The organism is Janthinobacterium sp. PLB04, from assembly GCF_021165895.1.
Lineage (GTDB): Bacteria > Pseudomonadota > Gammaproteobacteria > Burkholderiales > Burkholderiaceae_D > Janthinobacterium > Janthinobacterium lividum.
Genome location: NZ_CP088968.1, coordinates 5,579,638 through 5,600,665 on the forward strand (window position 1 = coordinate 5,579,638; position 21,028 = coordinate 5,600,665).

The 21,028-nt window shown below is 66.1% G+C and carries 17 protein-coding genes; 6 read left to right on the plus strand and 11 right to left on the minus strand.

The window, feature by feature from the left end:
- Position 1: 1 nt before the first annotated feature.
- From LSO07_RS24640 to LSO07_RS24665, 6 genes are all read right to left on the minus strand, one after another.
- Positions 2-742, minus strand: a complete 741-nt coding sequence (locus tag LSO07_RS24640) for a tetratricopeptide repeat protein (protein WP_070254494.1) — start codon at positions 740-742, stop codon at positions 2-4.
- Positions 743-846: 104 nt separating this feature from the next.
- Complete coding sequence (locus tag LSO07_RS24645) at positions 847-2,244, minus strand: efflux transporter outer membrane subunit (RefSeq protein WP_151096848.1); 1,398 nt, start codon at positions 2,242-2,244, stop codon at positions 847-849.
- On the minus strand, positions 2,241-3,443 hold the full coding sequence (locus LSO07_RS24650; RefSeq protein WP_225317411.1) for an HlyD family secretion protein: 1,203 nt from the start codon (positions 3,441-3,443) through the stop codon (positions 2,241-2,243). The genes LSO07_RS24645 and LSO07_RS24650 overlap by 4 nt, the downstream gene beginning before the upstream one ends.
- Complete coding sequence (locus tag LSO07_RS24655) at positions 3,430-5,124, minus strand: MFS transporter (RefSeq protein WP_070254491.1); 1,695 nt, start codon at positions 5,122-5,124, stop codon at positions 3,430-3,432. The genes LSO07_RS24650 and LSO07_RS24655 overlap by 14 nt, the downstream gene beginning before the upstream one ends.
- A 208-nt stretch (positions 5,125-5,332) precedes the next feature.
- Positions 5,333-7,744: a catalase gene (locus LSO07_RS24660; RefSeq protein ID WP_151096849.1), complete on the minus strand. Its 2,412-nt coding sequence runs from the start codon at positions 7,742-7,744 to the stop codon at positions 5,333-5,335.
- Positions 7,745-7,986: 242 nt separating this feature from the next.
- Positions 7,987-8,340: a DUF883 family protein gene (locus tag LSO07_RS24665; RefSeq protein ID WP_070254489.1), complete on the minus strand. Its 354-nt coding sequence runs from the start codon at positions 8,338-8,340 to the stop codon at positions 7,987-7,989.
- Positions 8,341-8,710: 370 nt separating this feature from the next.
- Here LSO07_RS24665 and LSO07_RS24670 point away from each other — a divergent pair, with 370 nt between their 5' ends.
- On the plus strand, positions 8,711-10,111 hold the full coding sequence (locus LSO07_RS24670) for an aminotransferase-like domain-containing protein (RefSeq protein WP_151096850.1): 1,401 nt from the start codon (positions 8,711-8,713) through the stop codon (positions 10,109-10,111).
- Here the strand turns inward: LSO07_RS24670 and LSO07_RS24675 are convergent.
- Positions 10,108-10,521, minus strand: coding sequence for a DoxX family protein (locus tag LSO07_RS24675; protein ID WP_208672432.1), 414 nt, complete (start codon positions 10,519-10,521; stop codon positions 10,108-10,110). The two genes, LSO07_RS24670 and LSO07_RS24675, sit on opposite strands and share 4 nt — an antisense overlap.
- Before the next feature lie 185 nt (positions 10,522-10,706).
- On the opposite strand from LSO07_RS24675, the gene LSO07_RS24680 reads away from it, so the two are divergent.
- From LSO07_RS24680 to LSO07_RS24690, 3 genes are all read left to right on the plus strand, one after another.
- Positions 10,707-11,687: an alpha/beta fold hydrolase gene (locus LSO07_RS24680; RefSeq protein ID WP_151096851.1), complete on the plus strand. Its 981-nt coding sequence runs from the start codon at positions 10,707-10,709 to the stop codon at positions 11,685-11,687.
- A gap of 165 nt (positions 11,688-11,852) precedes the next feature.
- Positions 11,853-12,596 (plus strand): sensor histidine kinase, encoded by a 744-nt coding sequence (locus LSO07_RS24685; RefSeq protein ID WP_151096852.1) that lies wholly within the window; start codon positions 11,853-11,855, stop codon positions 12,594-12,596.
- Positions 12,593-13,252 (plus strand): response regulator, encoded by a 660-nt coding sequence (locus LSO07_RS24690; protein WP_225317412.1) that lies wholly within the window; start codon positions 12,593-12,595, stop codon positions 13,250-13,252. The genes LSO07_RS24685 and LSO07_RS24690 overlap by 4 nt, the downstream gene beginning before the upstream one ends.
- Positions 13,253-13,264: 12 nt before the next feature.
- Here the strand turns inward: LSO07_RS24690 and LSO07_RS24695 are convergent, their stop codons facing one another.
- Positions 13,265-13,546, minus strand: a complete 282-nt coding sequence (locus LSO07_RS24695) for a XapX domain-containing protein (protein WP_034786497.1) — start codon at positions 13,544-13,546, stop codon at positions 13,265-13,267.
- A 73-nt stretch (positions 13,547-13,619) separates the two neighbouring features.
- Positions 13,620-14,306 carry a hydrolase gene (locus LSO07_RS24700; protein ID WP_151096853.1) on the minus strand — a complete coding sequence of 229 codons (687 nt, stop codon included), beginning with the start codon at positions 14,304-14,306 and terminating at the stop codon, positions 13,620-13,622.
- Between the two features lie 209 nt (positions 14,307-14,515).
- On the opposite strand from LSO07_RS24700, the gene LSO07_RS24705 reads away from it, so the two are divergent.
- On the plus strand, positions 14,516-15,148 hold the full coding sequence (locus LSO07_RS24705; RefSeq protein ID WP_151096854.1) for a response regulator transcription factor: 633 nt from the start codon (positions 14,516-14,518) through the stop codon (positions 15,146-15,148).
- Here the strand turns inward: LSO07_RS24705 and LSO07_RS24710 are convergent.
- Positions 15,122-18,196, minus strand: a complete 3,075-nt coding sequence (locus LSO07_RS24710) for a sensor histidine kinase (protein ID WP_151096855.1) — start codon at positions 18,194-18,196, stop codon at positions 15,122-15,124. The genes LSO07_RS24705 and LSO07_RS24710 overlap by 27 nt on opposite strands.
- Before the next feature lie 8 nt (positions 18,197-18,204).
- Positions 18,205-18,903, minus strand: a complete 699-nt coding sequence (locus tag LSO07_RS24715; RefSeq protein WP_151096856.1) for a YoaK family protein — start codon at positions 18,901-18,903, stop codon at positions 18,205-18,207.
- Between the two features lie 248 nt (positions 18,904-19,151).
- Here LSO07_RS24715 and LSO07_RS24720 point away from each other — a divergent pair, with 248 nt between their 5' ends.
- A complete protein-coding gene (locus LSO07_RS24720) occupies positions 19,152-21,026 on the plus strand; it encodes an amidohydrolase (protein WP_151096857.1) in 1,875 nt (624 codons plus the stop codon).
- Positions 21,027-21,028: the final 2 nt, after the last annotated feature.

Consider the following 21,028-nt stretch of genomic DNA (forward strand, 5'->3'; position numbering starts at 1 on the left):
GCTACCTGCGCGCCGCCTCCAGCCGCACCAGCAGCGGCGCATACATGGCACGCGTATGGCTGCTCCAGCGGGCCATGGCGCTGTCGATATCGAGCAGCAGGCGTTCCGACAACACCTTGTCGCCCTGCTGCAACGCCCAGATCGCGCACTCGGCGCGGCACTCGAAACTGTTGTAGCGCGTCAGCGCATCGTCGAATTCCGCCTTCGCTTCCACCTGGCGCCCGCTTTGCGCCAGGGCGCGCGCCGTCAGCAGGGACACCATCTCGGGACGGAAATGGATATCCGTGCGGCGGATGAATTCCAGGTGCGTCAATGCCTCGGCGCCCCGTTCGCATTCCAGATAGGCGCGCGCCGCGCCCAGGCGAATTTCCAGGTCCGATGAAAACGCTCCCCGCAGGCAGGCTTCATAGGTCGATGCCGCTTCCTGCGCGTCGCCCGCTTCGAGCAGCGCGCTGGCCAGGCGCATCTGGTTTTGCGCCGTCGGCGTGTACTCGAAAGCGGCTCTCGCCTCGCGCAGTTCGCGGTTCGGATCGAGCACTTGCACGGCCACCGAAGCGACCTTGCGCGCGCCTTGCGGCAGGCGCGAATTGGGCAGATAGATGGCGAAGAAATACACCACGCTGCCCAGCAGCGGGAACATGAATAAAATGAGCAGCCAATACAGCTGCTGCCCGTTGCGCACCACGTGAACCGCAAAAAATACCGCGATCAGGATGTGGATGCCTATGCCAAAAATCGTCATGCTGCGACCTCGTTCGTGACGGGAGCAGCTGGCACCATGCCGCCGCTTTCCCCGGTCAGAATATTACACTGGCCACGGCAAACGACCGCGCCGTGCACGCGCGCCTATTCCGTCTTGGCGGACCAGCCGCCGCCCATGGCCCGGTACAGGTCGACCGAGGCGACGAGGACGCGCGTCTTCAGTTGCAGCAGCCCCACGTCGGCACTGTATAGGGTGCGCTGGGCGTCGAGTTCTTCCAGGTACGAGGCGTAGCCATTGCGGTAGCGGTTGTGCGCGATGCGCAGAGTATCCGCCGCAGTGGCGCGGCGCGCCTCGTTTTCCACTGCTTGCTGCCGCAGGCGGTAGATGGCGCCCAGGCTGTTCTCCGTTTCGGCGAAGGCGTTGCGCACCACGTTTTCATACGCGTACACGAGCTGGTCGCGCTGCGCACCGGCCGCATCCGTCTGCGCCTGCACCCTGCCGCCATCGAACAGGGGGCCGGCCGCCAGCGCCGTCAAGCGCCACAGGGCGGTGGGCGCATGCAGGAAATCGGTGAGGGTTGTGGCTTGCCCGCCGCCAACGGCCGTCAGCTTGAACGAGGGCAGCAGCTGGTCGCGCGTGGCGGCCAGGCTGGCGTTGGCTGCCGCCAGGTTGTGTTCCGCGCGCGCGATGTCGGGCCGCCGGCGCAGCAATTCGGAAGGCAAGCCGGCAGGCACGCCAGGCGCCGCCAGCTCGGCCAGCGGCAAGCCGCGCGCGATGGGACCGGGATTGCCGCCAACGAGGACGGCCAGCGCGTTTTCCTGTTCGAAGATCTGCCGCTGCAACTGCGGCACCTGCTCGGCCGCCGCATGGTATTCCGATTGCGCCTGCAGCCATTCCAGACGCGAACTGTAGCCCACCTCGAACTGCTTGCGCGCCAGCTCGCGCGACTGTTCGCGCAGCTGCAGGGTCGATTGCGTCAACGCCAGCTGCGCGTCGAGGCCCCGCAAGTTCAGGTAGCTCGTCGCCACGCTGGCGGCGATCGACAGGGCTGCCGCATCGAGGCTGGCCTGTTCGGCACGATAGCTCTCGCCCGCTGCATCGCTCAGACTGGCCAGCCGGCCCCACACATCGATTTCATAGCTGGCCTGCAGTTCGGCCTGGAAGACGTTCGTCACATACGGCTTGCCGCTCGACGCAAGTGTGCGCGTGCGCGTCGGCGAGCCATCGAAGGCCAGGCTGGGCGCGCGGTTCGCATCGGCCTGCGCCAGGCGCGCGCGGTATTCCTGCACGCGGGCGCGCGCCACGCGCAAGTCGCCATTGCGCGCCAGCGCCTCGCCCACCAGATCACTTAAAACCGGATCGCCGAACGCCTGCCACCACAGCTGTTCCAGCTGTGTGCCATGCGCGGACGCTGCGCCGCCTTCGCCTTGCGCGCGCCAGCCGGACGGCAGTTGCAGGGCCGATGCGGGCGGCGGTGGCGCGTTGGCGGCGCAGCCCGCCAGCGCCAGCACGCCGGCAATCAGCAGGAGGCGGCGCTTCATGGCTTGGCCTTCGCGGTCGCCTTTTTTGGTGCAGGCGGTGGCGCGGGATTGTCCGCCGAGTCGTTCAGCACGGCCGACGTGTCGACGCTGACCACCACCGACATGCCCGGCACCAGGCGGCGCGCATTCGCCTGGCCCGCATCGATGCGGATGCGCACGGGAATGCGCTGGGCGATTTTGAGGTAGTTGCCCGTCGCATTATCGGCCGGCAGCACGGAAAACTCGGAGCCGGTGGCCGGCGAGATCCGTTCCACCTGGCCCGTCAGCACGGCGCCATCGAGCGCGTCGACGTGGAAGGTGGCGCTCTGCCCTTCCTGCACGCCATTCATTTGCGTTTCCTTGAAATTGGCAATCACCCACATCTGGCGCGGCACCAGCGCCATCAGCTGCGCACCGGAATTCACGTACGCGCCCTGGCGCACCGTCACCTGGCCCAATTGTCCATCGGATGGTGCCACGATGCGCGTGTTATCGAGGTCGATCTTCGCCGCCTTGACGGCCGCCTGCGCATTCGCCACGGCCGCTTCCAGCGCCTGCTTGTTGACCACCACACTGTGCACGCTTTGCTGGGCGATGTCGAGGTTGGCGCGCGCCTGCGCCAGCGCCGCCGCCATCTGCGCCTGCGCGGCGCGCGACTGGTCGTGTTCGCGCTGCGACAGGGAACCGTCTGCCACCAGCTGCTCCACGCGATTCAGATCGGCGCTGGCCTTGCGCGCCTGCGCTTCTGCATTGGCCATCACGGCCTCGCTGACGGAAATGCCCGCCTGCGCGCTGGCCTTTTGCTGCGCCCAGTTCGACAGCGCCGCCTGCTGCGCGGCCAGCTGGGCCTGCGCCTGTTCGTAGCGCTGCTGGTAGATGCGGTCGTCGATGCGCACCAGCAGCTGGCCTTCCTTGACGTCCATGAAGTCCTGCACCGTCACTTCCACCACATAGCCCGACAGCTGCGAGCCGATGATGGTCACCTGGCCCCGCACGGTGGCGTTTTCCGTCGTCACGATGGGGCTGGTGAACGGCGGCAGCCGCCACGCATACAGCACGATCAGCACGCCCACCAGGGCCACGGAGGCAAAGGCCAGCGCGGACAGCCACTGGTGACGCCGGTCCGGCTGCGGCGGCGTGCTGCTTGCCGCAGGCGCCGGGGCAGGTGGCGTAGCGGGTGCTGGTGTTGGTACTGGCGGCGTGGTGTTATTTTCTGTCATTGCTCGGTTCCGAATTGGTAATGGGGACGATGGCCATGGCCGTCTGCGCATCGCGCACGGGGCCGACCAGGCGACGCGCGCCGGTGGTGATGCGGGTCCAGGACTGGCTGACCAGCATCCAGATCAGGGTGGCGATGGCGACGCCGGCGATCATCAAAAAAACATCGTTATAGGCCAGCACATTGGCTTCGCGCGTGGCGATGGCGCCCAGGCGCGCCACGCCCTGGGCGCTGCGCAAGGCAGGGTCCGTCAGCACGCCGCCATAGCTTGCGGCTCCGGACTGCACGCGCGCGGCCACTTGCGGGTCAAGCATGGTGAGATGCTCGACCAGGTAGCTGGAATGGTATTTTTCACGCGCCGTCTGGATGGTGCCGACGATGGCCGCACCAAGCAGGCCGCCCAGGTTCTGCGTCATGGTAAACATCACGGAAAAACTCACCAGGTTGCGCGGTTCGGCGATGACGGCGCCCATGCCGGCCACCATGGTGGGACCGAGGAAATACGTGCCGCCAAAGGCCAGCAGGAACTGGCTGACATACATGTTGACGGGGCGCGTCTGGCTGGTGGCATGCGCGTCGATCAGGGCGCCTGCAGCGATCAGCAGCAGCGCGAACATCAGCGAGCGGTTCAACGTCGCCGGATTGATCGTCAGCGCGCTGACCACCAGGCCCGCCACGCTGCCCAGGAGCACCACGACGAACAGGTTTTGCATCTGGTCCGTGTTCAAGCCCAGCGCCTGCAGGAAGCCGACGGCGCCCGTCGATTCGGACAGCACGATACGAAACAGCAGCACGGATAAAAACAGCTTGGCGATCTTGCCCGTGGTGAGCCAGCGCGTGTTGAGCAGCGGGCGCGCGCGGTTATGCTCGATGGCCAGCGAGGCGGCGATCAGCACGATCGAGCATGCCAGGCACACGCCCACCCACTCGGATTCCATCCACCACGCCGTGCGCCCCTGCGCCAGCACGGCGCACAGCAGGGCCACGCCGGGCGCGAACAGGATGAAGGTGAGGAAATCGAGCGGCTCGAACGTCTGCACCCTGTCGCCGGGCGGCAGTTTCAGGGCCAGCACGCAGCCCAGCGCCAGCAGGGCCAGTCCCAGTTCGAACAAGTACAGGCCATGCCATTCGCCGATCTGCAGCAGTTCGGAAGTGAAGATGCGCGCCAGGGGCAGCGCCAGCTGGGCAAAACCGAGGCCCAGCACCACGCCCTTCAAGCGGTGCCGCGCGGGAAAGGCCTGCAGGGTGTAGTACAGGCCCAGCACGCCCAGCGCGCCGCCCACCATGCCATGCGCGGCGCGCACGGCGATCGCGGACGGCAAGGTATTCGCATACAAGTGGGCGAAGGTGACGAGCGCATACAGCACCAGGAACGCTTCCGTGAACAGGCGCAGGCCGAACTGCTGGCGGAACTTCACCAGCAGCAGATTCATGGAAACGATGGTCATCACGTAGGCCGCCGGCAGCCACTGCATCTGGTAGGCATAGGCAGCCAGCGAACCTTGCAGGTTCAGCAAATTGGCCGTCACCAGGCCGTTGCCCAGTCCCCCCGTCAGCGCGACGATCAGGCCGACGATGAAATACGCGACACGCTTGGGCGTCGAATGTTCGGGCATCGATGGCGACCCGGGCAAGGTCGGGCGTTCGCCCGGCCCCCAGGTGCGAGGTGTGTACTTGTCCATGCGGTAATCGCGATCCGGTTTGCTGAAGCCGTTCCTTGCTGCTGTTCTGCTTCCTTCAAGCAAATAGTTGCAAATGAACAGTTCTAGTCAGCAGCATATCACCGCAGGACGTTTTTATTGTTTACATTGTTGCAGGGCGTTGCGCATGCAGCTCAAACAGCGTATGCAAGGGGGCCGGCGGATCCGGCCCCCTTGCTGATGCCGCCACTCACACTCTCGGCGGATCCGTCTCGCGCGCAAACGCCCGGTGCGCGGCCAGCGCCTTTTTAAAGGCCGCCACGGCTTTCACCACGTCGCCGGAAGGCGCGACGATGATGGCGGGATCCGGCTTGCCATCGGGCAGGGTCGCCGGTACGCCAGCCTTGTCCAGCAAGTCCTTGCCGGCGCCGCTGGCCAGCATCGGCTTGCAGTGGCGGTATTGCAGGCGCAGGAAGTCGAGCGCGTTGGCGTCGCTGCCCAGCTGCTGCACGGCGCCCTGGCCGTCGGGAAGCACAACGGCGTCGAACAGCACGGACGGTCCCGCTTCGAGCGAGATTTCCACGTCGAGCGGCGCGCCGCCGCTGGTGTCGACTTTGCCCAGGTGGCTGCCCACCAGGCGCGGCACGGCGCCATCGGCCAGCAGCGAGGCATAGATATTGCGCACTTGCGCGCCATCGCTGCCCGGCCCCACCAGGATGGCCACGCGCAAGGTATGGATACCCGTCTTGCCGGGGCGGAAAAAGAGCGACAGGGCTGGCGATGGCGGATATGCCGGCAGCGGCTCCAGGGAGGCGCGCGGCATGACGGGCGGCAGCGCCAGGCCCAGGCCATCGGCCAGGCGCTGCGCCAGGGTCTCATCGACATTGCGCAGCATGGCGACGATGCGCTGGCGGATCGCCACCGTCTGCACCTTGCTCAGCTCAAAGCGGAACGCATGCACGATATGGTCTTGTTCCACCGGCGTCTGGCTGATCCAGAACAGGCGCGCCTGGCCATAATGCTCGGCGAATTTCTCGGGCTTGCCGCGCACCTTGTCGCCTTCGGCGGAAGCGGGAAAACTGTTGAAACCCTTCGCGCCCGCCTGGAACGGGCAGCCGCCCGCCAGCGAATTGGGCTCGTACGCGACCCGGCCCCGGTTGATGGCCTGGCGGTGGATGCCGTCGCGCTGGTTGTTGTGCACGGGCGCCAGCGGCGCATTGATGGGGATTTCATGGAAGTTGGCGCCGCCCAGGCGCGTCAGCTGGGTATCGACATAGGAATGGATGCGTCCCTGCAGCAGCGGGTCGTTGGAGAAATCGATGCCGGGCACGATGTGCGCCGTGCAGAACGCCACCTGCTCCGTCTCGGCGAAAAAATTGTCCGGGTTGCGGTTCAAGACCATCTTTCCGACGGGGACAAGAGGGACAAGTTCTTCGGGAATCAGCTTGGTCGGATCGAGCACGTCGAAGGGGAACGCTTCCGCCTGTGCTTCCGTGAAGACCTGAAAGGACAACTCGTATTCGGGATACTCGCCGCACTCGATGGCTTCCCACAGGTCGCGCCGGTGGAAGTCGGAATCGGCGCCGCTGATCTTGACGGCTTCGTCCCACACGAGCGAGTGCGTGCCGGCCATGGGCGACCAGTGGAATTTGCAGAACACGGACTGCCCCTTGGCATTCACGAGGCGGAAGGTATGCACGCCGAAGCCCTGCATCATCCGGTAACTGCGCGGGATGGCGCGGTCCGACATGGCCCACATCAGCATGTGCGTGATTTCCGGCGACAGTGAGGCGAAATCCCAGAAGGTGTCGTGCGCGCTGGCCGCCTGCGGCATGCCATTGTGCGGTTCGGGCTTGACCGCATGCACGAGGTCGGGGAATTTCATCGCATCCTGGATGAAGAAGACGGGGATGTTATTGCCCACCAAATCCCAGTTGCCTTCATCCGTATAGAACTTCACGGCAAAGCCGCGCACGTCGCGCGCCGTATCGGTCGAACCGCGTTCGCCGGCCACCGTGGAAAAGCGCACGAAGACGGGCGTGCGCTTGCCCGCCTTGGCAAACAGCCTGGCGCGCGTATGCTTGCTTTGCTCCTTGTAGCACTCGAAGTAACCGTGGGCGGCCGAACCGCGCGCATGCACGACGCGCTCGGGGATGCGCTCATGGTCGAAATGCGTGAGCTTTTCACGCAGGATGAAATCTTCCATCAGGGTGGGGCCGCGCAAGCCCGCCTTCAGCGAGTTCTGGTTGTCACCCACGGGCACGCCCTGGTTGGTCGTCAGCACGCAGCCGCTATCGTCGCTACGGGCGCCATCCAGCGAGCTATTCAGCGCATTCTCGCCCAGCGCGGGCTGGCCGTCACCCGTCTTCGGAGAAGGTAGCGTTTCGCCCGTGGTGCTGGCCGTGGCCAGCGCTTCGCCGGTCGCCACATGCACGCCTTCGACCGGCGTGCGCGCCGCCTCGCCATACTGGCCATCCTCCTTGGGATTGACGGCCATGGCGGCGGCCAGCTGCTGGCTGGCGGCCGTCTTTTGCAGCAGCGCGCGGGCCACGTCGTTGTCCGCACCCAGGCTGTGCGGCGCATTGCTGTCGGATGGGCCGGACATGCTGCTCAATACGGAACCCGCACCGTCCGTGGACGGCGTTTTCTTGTTGCTAGCCATTACATCTCCTGTGAGTAATTTGCCCCGGGAAGTAACGCTACAACTCCCTCATTCAGCGCACGAACAGGGCAATCAAAATAATGATGGGAATAGGTATGCCGATCAACCACAACAAAATGGAGCGCATCATCACTCTCCTTTACCGCTTGCTGCTACCTTGTGCGCGTGGGCGCTGGCACGGCCCGCAATGAAGGCAGACCGGGCCAGCGCCCACGACAACGACCTTGCCTGGCTGCGTACAGTTACTTACGCGAACCCAGCAGTTTCGACAGGCCATAACCGGCTGCCGCCGCAATCAGCAAGGACACGGCCGGACGCTCGCGCACATAATCGCGGCCCGTCTCGCCGGCGCGCTGGCAGGCGGCGCCCAATTGTTTGCCGCGCGCCATCAAGGTTTCGGAAGCCTTGTTGACGGTGTCGCTGACCTGGCCGATGCGGTCGCCCACCTGGTCCACGCCGTCATGGGCGCGCGTGGCCACCTTGTCGGCCAGAGGCTGGGCCTGGCTTGCCACCTTGTCAATGGTGCGGTGCAAATCCTGGCGGGTATCCTGGACGGTGCCGTTCAAATCGGAGCTGGTTTTTTCAATCGCGTTCATGATGGTTTCCTTTAACAGTGAATAATTTCAACCATGCTCGATGCCGTGACCGAATCATGATTCTCCTCGCTTCGGGGAAAAAGAAGCGGCTAAACGCTGCCGGGCTGAGCCATATCAAACAGTGGATCAGCAGCAAGCTGTTGGTACTACCTTAACCGCCCCCGCCACGCGCCACCGTGCGCTGCCACACCTTGAGACGCAGACTTAAATGCCTATTGGAAATAGCAATCCCCGCCTGCCTGGCGGGACGGGCGGGCAAACCATCCGTCATGCATCGTTCTGAAGTTACAGCCAGCCACGCATAAATGTATGGATTTTTTCAAGGCTTCAGCCCATAATTACGAGAAGCAATACCCATACATAAAACAAAATGCCCCAATCTAAATCCATACAAGAAGAAAGCCAGGCCAGCGCGTGGATCACGCCGTTCGTGCAGCACGGCGGCCCGCGCTACCTGCAGATCGCCGACATGCTCGAGCGCGCGTTGTCCGACGGCAGCCTGCGCCCGGGTGACCGATTGCCGCCGCAGCGCCGCCTGGCCGCCCTGTACCAGGTCGACCTGACGACGGTAACGCGCGCCTACGACGAAGCCAAGCGCCGCAACCTGCTGGAGGGACATGGCGCGCGCGGCACCTATGTGGCGGCGCCGAAAGTGGAATTGACGCAGATGCTGGACCTGAGCATGAACATCCCGCCGCCGCCCGTGGGCGTGGATTTCGACGACTTGCTGAAACAGGGCGTGGCGCAAGTGCTGATGCGCACGGACAGCGATCTGTTGATGAGTTATCACCTGGGCGGCGGCGGCAAGGCCGACCGCGCGGCGGGCGCCGTCTGGCTCGCGCCCATGTTCGGCGACGTCGATGCGGAACATGTGGTGGCCTGTCCCGGCGCGCAGGCGGCGCTGGCGGCGCTGATCTTGACTCTCAGCCGGCCCGGCGACAGCATCCTGACGGAAAGCGCCGTGTATCCGGGCCTGCGCCTGGCGGCGAGCCAGCTGAACCGCAAGGCCATCGTCGTGGAAACGGATGCCGACGGCATGCTGCCCGAAGCGCTGGAAAAGGCGTGCCGCAAGCACCAGGCGCGCCTCGTGTATTTGAACCCGACCCTGCAAAACCCGACAGCGCACACCATGCCGGCCGCGCGCCGCCTGGCCATCACGGAGGTGGTGCAGCGCTGCGGCATGCACATCATCGAGGATGACCCGTACTGGCTGCTGGCATCCGACGCACCGCCCCCGCTGGCCCATTACGCGCCCGCCCACGTGTCGTATATCGCCACCCTGTCGAAATGCCTGGCGCCGGGCCTGCGCATGGCCTACACCTTGATCGCCGAGGTGCAGCTGCGCGAACGCTTCCTGCAGGCTATGCGCTCGTTTTCCCTGATGGCCACGCCCCTGACGACGGCGCTGACGACGCAATGGATACACGACGGCTCCGCGCACGCGCTGCTGGCCGGCATACGCAGCGAAGCGGACGCGCGCCAGGACGTCATCCGCACGATTTTGACGGGCACCAGCCAGCCGCACAGCAACGGCATCCACGTATGGTATTCACTGCCCAGCTACTGGACCTCGCGCGAACTGGCCGCCACGGCCCGCGCCCAGGGCGTGGCCGTCACGGCCTCGGACGCCTTCTACGACAACCGCCCGCCGAACGCCATCCGCATTTCGCTGGGCAGCATCCGCGACCGCGCGCGCCTGGCCAACGCATTAAAGAAATTATCACTGCTGCTGGCGCACAAGCCGGAGCTGCCCCGGGAGTTCGTCATTTAACGGCGCAGCCGCGCATCCACCGAAAACTTGCCCGCGCCACTGATGGCAATCGTGCCAAAGACGATGATCAGCAGCCAGCCGAACTGGCCATCGGCGATGCTCCAGTCCGGGTGCACGAGCAGCATCGACACGCCCAGCAGGAACAACAATGGCAGGCAGGCCAGGCGCGTCAGCAAGCCGGCGGCGACCAGCAGCGGGCAGAGGATTTCCGCGAACAGGGCGCAGTACAGGGTGACGGTGCGCCCCAGGTGCAGCGGGTCGTCGATATGCGCCAGTTCATCGGAGAAGTGCAGCAGTTTGGGCAAGCCGTGCACGTGCAGTACCAGCAGCGCGCCCGTCACGCGCGCAAACAGCAAGCCCGCATCGGGCAAGAAGGGGCCGGCCAGCGCCGCCATCCAGTGTTTCTTCATGATTACTCCAGTGGGAAAGCCAGGCGACGCGGCGCGCCGCTGCCAGCCATCATAGGCAGGCGGGCGCCTGGGCGCGACTGGTCTTTTGGCAGAGGCGCCAGCGCGCGCGAAGGCCTAGACTGGCCGATGCCATTACTGGCTCAGGCCGTAACTGGTCCCTCCCCCATCCCCGAAGGAAATGCATCATGTCGAAGAAAATCGAAGCCGAAGAAGTCACATCCCGCCGCAAGCTGCTCGTCAGCGTCGCCGGTGTCGCCGCCGGCGCGGGCCTGCTGGCCGCCGGTGGCGCCAGCGCCGCCGCCAAGCCAGCCGCTGCCGCTGCCGCCGCGCCAGGCAAGCTCACCGTCAACAGCGTCACCGTCAAGGACGGCACCGTCATCCACTTCAAGGACTGGGGCAGCGGCACGCCCGTCGTCTTCAGCCACGGCTGGCCATTGCAAGGCGACGCCTGGGAAGACCAGATGATGTTCCTGGCCAGCCACGGCTACCGCGTAATCGCGCACGACCGCCGCGGCCACGGCCTGTCCAGCCAGCCATGGCAGGGCAATGACATGGATACCTATGCCGACGATCTGGCCACCCTGCTCGACGCGCTCGACATCAAGGGCGCGACCCTGGTCGGCCATTCGACGGGCGGCGGCGAAGTGGCGCGCTATATCGGCCGCCATGGCGAGAAGCGCGTGGCCAAGGCCGTGCTGGTGGGCGCCGTGCCGCCGCAGATGGTCAAGTCGGAGACGAATCCCGGCGGCTTGCCGATGTCCGTCTTCGACGGCATCCGCGCCGGCGTGCTGGCCGACCGTTCGCAATTTTTCAAGGACCTGACGGTGCCGTTCTTCGGCGCCAACCGTCCCGGCAACAAGGTGTCGCAAGGCATGCGCGACACTTTCTGGCTGCAGGGCATGCAATGCGGCATCAAGAACGCCTACGATTGCATCAAGCAGTTTTCCGAGACGGACTTCACGGCCGACCTGAAGAAAATCTCCGTGCCCACCCTGGTGGTGCACGGCGGCGACGACCAGATCGTGCCGATCGACGCTTCCGGCAAGGCTGCGGCCAAGCTCCTCAAGAACGCCAGGCTGGTCATCTATGAAGGCGCGCCGCACGGCTTGCCGGCCACCCACAAGGACCGCCTGAACGAAGACTTGCTGGCCTTTATCAAGTCCTGACCGTTCTGCGCCTCCCGCACCGCCGGCCAGCCCGGCGGTGCTACTCTTCCCCGCCGCGCAAAAAAAACCGCCCGCCTCCCCCATTCGTATAACTGCCTTGCCTGATGCGCCGTGCATACTTGTTGCAGCGCGGCATACGCCGCAGCGAACGACAGGAGTTCCGCGATGGCCAGCATGCATTATTTCCCTCAGAAGCAAGACCCCGGCCCGGCGCAGGCGCAGCGCATGGGCAGCATGGACGGTATGGGCGAATTTGCCGCATCGGTCGCGCACGAGGTGCGCCAGCCGCTGGCGGCCATCGCGCTCAATGCCGATGCAGCCTTGCGCTGGCTCGATCACGATCCGCCCCGCCTCGACGAGGCACGCACGGCGCTGGCCCTGGTTGCCAGTGCCGGCAGCCATGCCAGCGCCGTGCTGCGCAGCGTGCATGGCCTGGCCTGCAATTCGCCGGACAGCCACGATGATTTTGTGGCCGACGACGCCGTGCAGGACCTGCTGCCCCTGTTGCGCGCGCCACTGCAACGCCACGCCATCCATCTGGAAACGCAGCTGGCGCCGGGCCGCCCGCTGCTGCATGCCGACCCGGTGCAATTCCGGCAAGTCATCTTGAACCTGCTGATGAACGCCATCGAGGCTCTGCGCGACACCGGCGGCCGGCCGCGCACGGTGCTGCTGTCTTCGCGCCTGGATGGCAGCGTGCAGCACTTCAGCATTGCCGACAATGGCGCCGGCATCGCGCCGCAGGCGGCCGGCCGCCTGTACCACGCCCTGTATTCCAGCAAACCGGACGGCATGGGCATGGGCCTGGCCATCTGCCGCCGCATCCTCGACGCGCATGGCGGCCGCCTGTGGCATGCGCCCGGCGCGCCCCACGGCAGCGTCTTCCACTTCACCTTGCCAGCGCCATGAGCACAACCATGCACACGACCATGCCCCCGGCCGATCCGCCGATTACCCTGCTGATCGCCGACGACCACCCGCTGATCCTGGCCGGCCTGGCCTCGCTGATCGCGTCACTGCCTGGCTTACTCCTGCTGGGCCAGGCCGGCACGGGCAGCGCCGCCGTGGAACTGTACCGGCAACTGCGGCCCGACGTGGTGCTGATGGATTTGAACATGCCGGAAATGCATGGCGTCGAGGCGATCGAGCGCATCTGCGCCGACGACGCGCAAGCGAAGATCGTCATCCTCACCACCTACCAGGGCGAGGACAGCGTGCACCGGGCATTGCGCGCCGGCGCGCGCGGCTACCTGCTGAAGGATTCCGGCTTCCTGCAACTGACGCAGTGCATCCGCCAGGTGGCCGCCGGCAGGCACTACCTGCCGCCGGAACTGGCCGCGCAGCAGGCCGGCCGCATCGAGGCAAACCGCCTGTCGAAACGCGAGCACGACATCCTGCTGCACCTGTCAGCGGGCAAGAGCAACAAGATGATCGCGCGCAGCGCCGGCATCGAGGTGGGCACCGTCAAATTTCATGTGAATAATATTTTGACCAAGCTCAACGTATCAAGCCGCACCGAGGCGGCCACGGTGGCCGCCCGGCGCGGCTTGCTGGGCGCGTTCTAGCTGCCGGGAAGATCAGGCGGCGCTGTCGTCCTTCTGCTGCGGCTCGGCCTTGGCCAATGTCGGCTTCGCTTCCACGCCGCTGATCTTCGGCACGCATTCGCTGCGCAGCCACGACACGGTGATGGCTTCTCCCGCCATCAGGCGCTTGACGCCGGGAACGATCTGTTCGCCGATCAGCATGCCCAGCAGGCCGATCAGGGCAATGGCGGGCGGCGCCGGCGAGCGCACCTGCAAGACGGCGTAGATAATGCCAACCAGCAAACCCACCGCCAGCGAAATCACATATAACTTCATGGCGCATTCCTTTCGATGAAAAAAAACGCCGCGCGCGGTCAGGCGCGCGGCGCATGGCACTGCCGCGTGGCGTTTACTTGGCCGGCACTGGCGCCAGGGTGGCGTGTTCGCCATGGATGCGCTGCGGCGCCTTGTGCACCATCGTGTAGGCGTAGTCGACACCCATGCCATAGGCGCCCGAATGTTCGCGCACGATGGCCATGACGGCGTCATAGGTTTCCTTGTGCGCCCAGTCGCGCTGCCATTCCAGTAGCACCTGCTGCCACGTCACGGGCACCACGCCAGCCTGGATCATGCGCTGCATGGCGTAATCGTGCGCTTCCTTCGAAGTGCCGCCGGAAGCGTCGGCCACCATGTAGATTTCGTAGTCGCCTTCGAGCATCGCGCACAGGGCGAAGCTGTTGTTGCACACTTCCGTCCACAGGCCCGAAACGACGACTTTCTTCTTGCCGTTGGCGGCCAGCGCATCGCGCACCTTCTGGTCATCCCACGAGTTCATCGAGCTGCGCTCGAGGATATCCTTGCCGGGGAAGACGTCCAGCAGTTCCGGATAGGTATGGCCGGAGAAGCTTTCCGTTTCGACGGTGGTGATGATGGTGGGGATGTTGAATACCCTGGCGGCCTTGGCCAGGCCCACGGTATTGTTTTTCAGCGCTTGCCGGTCCATCGACTGCACGCCGAACGCCATCTGCGGCTGCTGGTCGATGAAGATGATCTGGCAATTATCGGGGGTGAGGACTTCCAGTTTCGGATTGGTCATGATGTCATCCATGAAGAAAGGGTTGAGTGGGTACTGCCGTGCATCGTATGCCTGGCGGCGTGCCCGCACCACTATCTAAATATAGGCTGGCATGCAGGCTGCCTCCGGGAAATGCCCCCTGCAGGAGGGCGGGCGCTGCGGTAAAATACCTTTTGCTCACCATGCTCCGACGACTCTTGATCGATAACTCCTCTTTGCCAGGCAACATCATGCGCAGCGATACGGCGCCGATACGCGTCCTCATTGCCGACGACCACCAGTTACTGCTCGACGGCATCGCGGCCCTGCTACGCGCCTTTCCCGGCGTGGCGCTGGTGGGCCAGGCCACCGATGGCCAACAAGCGGTGCAGCAGTTTGACGCGCTGCTGCCCGATGTCACGCTGATGGATTTGCAGATGCCGCGCATGAACGGCCTTGACGCCATCGGCGCCATCCGCGCACGCCATCCGCAGGCGCGCATCATCGTGCTGACCACCTACAAGGGCGACACGCAGGTGCTGCGCGCCATCCGCGCGGGCGCATGCGGCTATGTGCTGAAAAGCGCGCTGCGCCACGAATTGCTGGCGGCGATACAGAACGTGCATGCAGGGCGGCGCCACATCACGCCCGAGATCGAGGCGGAACTGGCGCTGTATGCCTGCAGCGACGTGCTGTCGAACCGCGAACTGGATGTGCTCAAGCAGGTTGCGCAAGGCAATTCCAACCGCGAGACAGGCGCCCTGCTGCAAATCAAGGAAGAAACCGTCAAGGCGCACATGAGCACCATCCTGGCCAAGCTGGGCGCTCGGGACCGCACCCACGCCGTCACCATCGCGCTACGGCGCGGCATCCTCGACGCCTGAGCGGCGCCAGCGCTGCCACCAGCGGCGCAGCGGGCCGTGCTCCGCCGGCCAGGCGCGGCGCGCCGGCACCCGCAGGCGCCACTGCGTGCCGCCCCCATCGCGCCCGCCCACAGTCAGGCGCGCGCCAAGTTTCACCGCGCGCTCGCGCATGCCGGGCATGCCCCAGTGTCCGGGAATCTGCCCGTTCGCCGCGACCACCGGCGGCAAGCCCTGGCCATCGTCGCGCACGAGCAGTTCGATGCCTCCGCACGCATAGCGCACCGCCACCTCGACCACCTGCGCGCGCGCATGCTGGAAGGCATTGCGCAGCGCTTCGCTGGCGATGCGGTAGATTTCATGCGCGGCACGCGCATGCAGCATGCGCGCCTCGCCTTCCTCCGCATAGCGGAACACGATGCCGTGCTGCGCCGCCAGACGCTCGCCTTCGCGCCGCAGGATGGCGCTCCAGCGCGCGCCCGCATCGTCGCCCGCGCGCAGGTCGTGCACATGGTCGCGTCCCTCGCCCAGCATGCGGTCGGCATCGTCAAGCGCGCGCAGCATGGCGGCGCGCGCGGGATCATCCTCGGCGATGGCCATGCTGGCATTGTGAAAGTGCAGGATCATCGCCTGCGTGCCCTGCAGCAGGGTATCGTGCAGCTCGCGCGCGATACGCTCGCGCTCGGCCTGCTGCGCCTCCATCCGCGCCTGCAGGCGCGCGGCGTGCTGGCCCAGCCGCCAGCGGCAAACGCCGTATGCGGCCGCCAGCAGCGCCGCCGCGCACAGGCTGCGGAACCACCAGGTCTGGTAAAAGGCGGGCAGCACGCGGAACGGCAGTTGCGCCACCGTGCTGGCCACGCCGTCGCCATTCGCCGCGATGACTTCGAAGCGGTAGCTGCCCGGCCCCAGGCCCGTGTACTGCGCCAGGCGCCGGCCGCCCGCCTGCTGCCACTGTGTATCGTAGCCGTCGAGCCGGTAGCGGAACTGCAAACGCTCCGGCGTGCCCAGACTGGCGGCGTTGTAATGGAATTGCACGTCGCGCGTGCCTGCCGCCAGCTGCAGGCCGGCGCTTGCGGGCGGATCGACGCGTCGGCCGTCGGCCAGCAGCGCGCCGATTTCCACGCGTGGTGCCGGCAAGGGAGCAAGCGTCTGGCGCGGATCGATCCAGAACGTCGCGCTCTGGCGCGAAAACCAGATCTTGCCATCGTCCGCTTCGGCAACCGAGCGGTTGTGCAGCATGCCGATGCTGCCGTTCAAGCCATCGACGGCGTCGTACGAGGTGGCGCGCATGGCATGGGCGGCGTCGCGCAGCGCCAGGTCCACTTCCGCGGCGGGAATGTGCGCGGCGCCGCTGCCGTGATTGAGCCACAGGCTGCCGTCGCGCACGCGCAGCAGGCCCACCACGCCCTCGGTGGCGCTGGCCGGCTCGCTGCGCAGGGTGACGAAGCGGCCACCGCGCCACAGCGCCACGCCACGCTGCCCGCCCGCCCACACCTGCCCGTGGTATTCGATCAGCATGGGAATCTTGCCCAGGTCCAGGCCCTGCGCGGGACCGAAGGCGTGCAGCCGCCCCCGTTCCAGCATGGCGACGCTGCCATCGGCATACGATAGCCACAGGCGCCCGGCCGCGTCGGCCAGCAGCGCCAGCGGCACTTTCGCGCCGCCATCGGGCAGCAGCGGTTCGCGCCGCCAGGCCCCGTCGCGATACTGGAAAACGCCGGCGCCGCTGAACACGCCCCAGATGCTGCCATCGGGCGCGAGCACGCCGGCGCGCATGCGCTTGACCGCGGCAGCGCCGGATGGATAGGCGATCGTGCGCAGTACGCGCCCATCCTCGCCGGCCAGCTGCTGCAGGCCGGCGCGGGCCGCCACCCACAGGCCGCCCGGCGCTTCCAGGATGGCGCTGATGGGGCCCAGGCGCGGCGCGCGCAGCACCGTGCCGTCGGCCCGCGCCAGCAGCAGCGGCCCCAGGACGTCATCGCGCGACAGCCACATCGCGCCTGCCGCTCCGGCCAGCATTTCCTGGGTACGGAACACTTCGGCCACGCCGGGCGCGGCACGCGTACGCAGGACCACTGGCGCGGCCTGACGGAAACGGTCCAGGCCTCCGTACGTGGCAACCCAGACATTGCCTTCATTGTCGTCGCACATGGAGCCGACGAGGACATTGCTCAAGCCATCGCGCGGCAGGAACGATTCCGTGTCGCTGCTGATGCCCAGCTGTCCCGGCGCCAGCGCGCCGCTGCTGCGCGTGCGGTGCAAGCCGTACTGGCTGTCGAACCACAAGGTGCCGGCGCGATCGACCAGCATGCTGCCGCTGGTGCCGCTGGTATCGCGGTAGATCCACCGATGATCGAGCTGCTCGTAGCGTTCCAGCGACTCGATGATGCGGATGCCGCGCATCTCCAGCAAATAAATGCGGCCGTCGGGTCCCTGCTGCGGCGGCGCGCGCAGGTCAAGCCGGCCGATGGGCGGCGCGAAGCGCGACTGCGTCGCCTGCCACATGAACAGGCCGTTTTCACTGAACACGGCGATGCGGCCATCGCGGTCGGCAAACACGGCGGACGCCTTTTGCGCCGTGTAGCCCTGCGCCGGTCCCAGCGCCTGCCAGCGCCGGCCATCGAAGCGCGAGATGCCGGACACGCCGGCCGCCCACACGGCGCCGTCACCGCCGATGGCAAAGCCCCAGATGGCGCCCGCCGGCACGCCCTGGGGCTCGGCGTAATTGCGCACCACGCCATCCTTGACGTGGCTGATGCCGCCCACTTGCCAGCCTATCCACATGCCGCCGTCGGCGGCGCGCTTGAGCGCCAGCGCCACCGTGTCGGGAAAGCTGCCCTGGCGCGCGCGCACGGGCTCGAAGCGCAGGCCGTCGAAACGGCGCACGCCTGCATGCGTGCCCAGCCACAGGAAACCGTCATTACCCTGTGCCATGACGATGATATCGTCGGGCGCGCCGTCACTGGCCGTCCAGCGCGTGTGCTGCAGTTGATGGATGCCGCGTGCGGCATCGATGGCCAGCCCGCAAGGACTGGCCAGCATGAACATCAGCCACAGCAGGAAGGCGCGCATGGCGGCTGTCAGGACACGGGCACGGCGGTCCGACCGCTACGCTGCTCCACGACGATCAGGCCGCCCAGCAGCACCAGCGGCACGGCCAGCGCCGCGAAACCGAAGACCAAGTAGCCAAAGCCGGCAGCGATGGCGCCCAGCGCAAAGGCCAGCAGCGGCCAGAAGAACTTGCCGCAGCGCGCGCGCGTGCCCTCGTCGGCCGCGCCGCGCAGCACATCGACGGTGTCGAGCACGATCTGCGTCACGTTCCCCGTCATCATGGAGGTCGGCGCCAGGTGTGCCAGCAGCAGACGGCTGGTGGCGCTGTGCACGCCCATGGCGGCCGTGCCCAGCAAGCCTGCCGCCATGGCCATGGAACTGGCATCCTTGCCGACCGGCTCGGCCAGCACGCCAAACACCATGAAACCGGCCAGCAAGATCCATTGCAGCAGGAAGGCCAGCGTCAGCGCCGGACCGCCGCGGCGCTCGATGGCCAGCACCATCAGGCGCGTGACGACGATGCCCGCGATAAAGGCGGGAAAAGCAAGGATTTTCAGCAGGATGGGGATGCGCGTCGGTTCGGCCAGGGCGGCGCCGATCAGCACGAAGTTGCCCGTGACATGGGCCGTAAACAGGCCGAACAGGGCGATAAAGCCCAGGGTATCGACATACCCGGCCAAAAAGCCCAGGCTGGTGCCGTATAAACGGCTATGTGGTGGCTGATCCATCGAATGACTCCTGATACCGTGCAATGCACTAAAAAACGAAAAACGCGCCAGGGAAGCGCCCCGGCGCCGCTGCCTGCATGGTAAGCCATGCGGCCGGCCGCCGCCCCCGCCATTCGGCCAGTGCGCGACGCGCCACCTGATCTTTTGGCCCGTGTTCAAGCGCGGGACGTCCGCTACACTGGCCGACGTGACTTTCGCGCCGCGCACGCCGGCCCCCTCCCCCTGCACCGCAACCATGGAGCTGCACCATGCCAGAACACACCCTCCCCGCCGCCGCACCCTTGATCCTGCTCAATGGCTGCTTCCATACCGTCGATAAAAGCTGCCCGCAAGCGAGCGCCGTGGCCATCGCCGACGGCAAATTCCTCGCCGTGGGCGATCTTGAAGACGTCATGCGCCACCGCGCGCCCGACAGCCGCGTGATCGACCTGGGTGGCTGCACGGTCATTCCCGGCCTGAACGACTCGCACCTGCACCTGATCCGCGGCGGCTTGAACTACAACCTGGAATTGCGCTGGGAAGGCGTGCCTTCGCTGGCCGACGCCCTGCGCATGCTCAAGGAGCAAGCCTTGCGCACGCCGAATCCGCAATGGGTGCGCGTGGTGGGCGGCTGGAACGAATTCCAGTTCGCGGAAAAGCGCATGCCGACCCTCGATGAAATCAACGCGGCCGCGCCCGACACCCCTGTCTTCATCCTGCACCTGTATGACCGCGCCCTGCTGAACCGCGCCGCCCTGCGCGTGGTCGGCTACGACAAGAACACGCCGAACCCGCCGGGCGGCGAAATCGTGCGCGACGCTGCCGGCAACCCCACTGGCATGCTGATCGCCCGTCCAAACGCCATGATTTTATATGCGACCCTGGCCAAGGGTCCGACCCTGCCGCGAGAATTGCAAGTCAACTCCACGCGCCAGTTCATGCGCGAACTCAATCGCCTCGGCCTGACCAGCGCCATCGACGCGGGCGGCGGCTTCCAGAATTATCCGGAAGACTACGCGGTGGTCGAGGAACTGGCGCAAAAAGAGCAGCTGACGATACGCATCGCCTACAACCTGTTCACGCAAAACAAGGGCCGCGAACTGGAGGATTTTGAAAAATGGACGGAGATGGTCACGCCGGGCCAGGGCGACGACTACTACCGCCATAACGGCGCCGGCGAAATGCTGGTATTTTCCGCCGCCGACTTCGAGGATTTCCTCGAACCGCGCCCGGACCTGGCACCCGGCATGGACGACGAACTGGAAAAGGTCGTGCGCCACCTGGTGTCCAAACGCTGGCCCTTCCGCCTGCACGCCACCTATGACGAATCGATCGACCGCATGCTGACGGTATTTGAAAAGGTCAACCGCGATATCCCGTTCGACGGCCTGCACTGGATGTTCGACCACTGCGAAACCATCACGCCGCGTAACATCGACCGGGTCAAGGCGCTGGGAGGCGGCATCGCCATCCAGCACCGCATGGCTTTCCAGGGCGAGTACTTTGTCGACCGCTACGGTGCCGAAGCAGCCAAGGCCACGCCGCCGATCGCGCGCATGCTTGCCTCGGGCGTGCCGGTAGGCGGCGGCACCGACGCCACCAGGGTCGCCAGCTACAACCCGTGGACGGCGCTGTACTGGCTGGTGTCGGGCCGCACCGTGGGCGGCTTGCGCCTGTACGACGCGGGCAGCCGCTTGTCGCGCGACACGGCGCTGGAACTGTGGACGGCGGGTAGCGCCTGGTTCTCCAGCGAGCAAGGCAAGAAGGGCCGCATCCAGGAAGGCATGCTGGCCGACCTGGCCGTGCTGAGCGCGGATTTTTTCAGCATAGCTGAAGAGGCGATCAAGTCCATCGAATCGGTGCTCACCATCGTCGGCGGCAAGATCGTCTACGGCCAGGCGGAATTTGCCAATCTGGCGCCGCCTCCTATCCCCGTATTGCCCGACTGGTCGCCCGTGAAAAACGTGGCCGGCCACTACCGGTCCGCGCCGCCGCAAAAGAGCAGCGTGATGCAACAGCACCAGTGCCAGGGCGCCTGCGGCGTGCACGCCCACGCCCATGACGTGGCGCGCAAGAGTTCCGTGCCCGTCTCCAGCCACTCCGGCTTCTGGGGCGCGCTGGGGTGCAGCTGCTTTGCGTTCTGAGG

Bases quoted from the DNA above. Each gene is read 5' to 3' on its own strand.
- LSO07_RS24640 (WP_070254494.1), bottom strand. From the start codon at position 742: ATGACGATTTTTGGCATAGGCATCCACATCCTGATCGCGGTATTTTTT.
- LSO07_RS24645 (WP_151096848.1), bottom strand. From the start codon at position 2,244: ATGAAGCGCCGCCTCCTGCTGATTGCCGGCGTGCTGGCGCTGGCGGGC.
- LSO07_RS24650 (WP_225317411.1), bottom strand. From the start codon at position 3,443: ATGACAGAAAATAACACCACGCCGCCAGTACCAACACCAGCACCCGCT.
- LSO07_RS24655 (WP_070254491.1), bottom strand. From the start codon at position 5,124: ATGGACAAGTACACACCTCGCACCTGGGGGCCGGGCGAACGCCCGACC.
- LSO07_RS24660 (WP_151096849.1), bottom strand. From the start codon at position 7,744: ATGGCTAGCAACAAGAAAACGCCGTCCACGGACGGTGCGGGTTCCGTA.
- LSO07_RS24665 (WP_070254489.1), bottom strand. From the start codon at position 8,340: ATGAACGCGATTGAAAAAACCAGCTCCGATTTGAACGGCACCGTCCAG.
- LSO07_RS24670 (WP_151096850.1), top strand. From the start codon at position 8,711: ATGCCCCAATCTAAATCCATACAAGAAGAAAGCCAGGCCAGCGCGTGG.
- LSO07_RS24675 (WP_208672432.1), bottom strand. From the start codon at position 10,521: ATGAAGAAACACTGGATGGCGGCGCTGGCCGGCCCCTTCTTGCCCGAT.
- LSO07_RS24680 (WP_151096851.1), top strand. From the start codon at position 10,707: ATGTCGAAGAAAATCGAAGCCGAAGAAGTCACATCCCGCCGCAAGCTG.
- LSO07_RS24685 (WP_151096852.1), top strand. From the start codon at position 11,853: ATGGCCAGCATGCATTATTTCCCTCAGAAGCAAGACCCCGGCCCGGCG.
- LSO07_RS24690 (WP_225317412.1), top strand. From the start codon at position 12,593: ATGAGCACAACCATGCACACGACCATGCCCCCGGCCGATCCGCCGATT.
- LSO07_RS24695 (WP_034786497.1), bottom strand. From the start codon at position 13,546: ATGAAGTTATATGTGATTTCGCTGGCGGTGGGTTTGCTGGTTGGCATT.
- LSO07_RS24700 (WP_151096853.1), bottom strand. From the start codon at position 14,306: ATGACCAATCCGAAACTGGAAGTCCTCACCCCCGATAATTGCCAGATC.
- LSO07_RS24705 (WP_151096854.1), top strand. From the start codon at position 14,516: ATGCGCAGCGATACGGCGCCGATACGCGTCCTCATTGCCGACGACCAC.
- LSO07_RS24710 (WP_151096855.1), bottom strand. From the start codon at position 18,196: ATGCGCGCCTTCCTGCTGTGGCTGATGTTCATGCTGGCCAGTCCTTGC.
- LSO07_RS24715 (WP_151096856.1), bottom strand. From the start codon at position 18,903: ATGGATCAGCCACCACATAGCCGTTTATACGGCACCAGCCTGGGCTTT.
- LSO07_RS24720 (WP_151096857.1), top strand. From the start codon at position 19,152: ATGCCAGAACACACCCTCCCCGCCGCCGCACCCTTGATCCTGCTCAAT.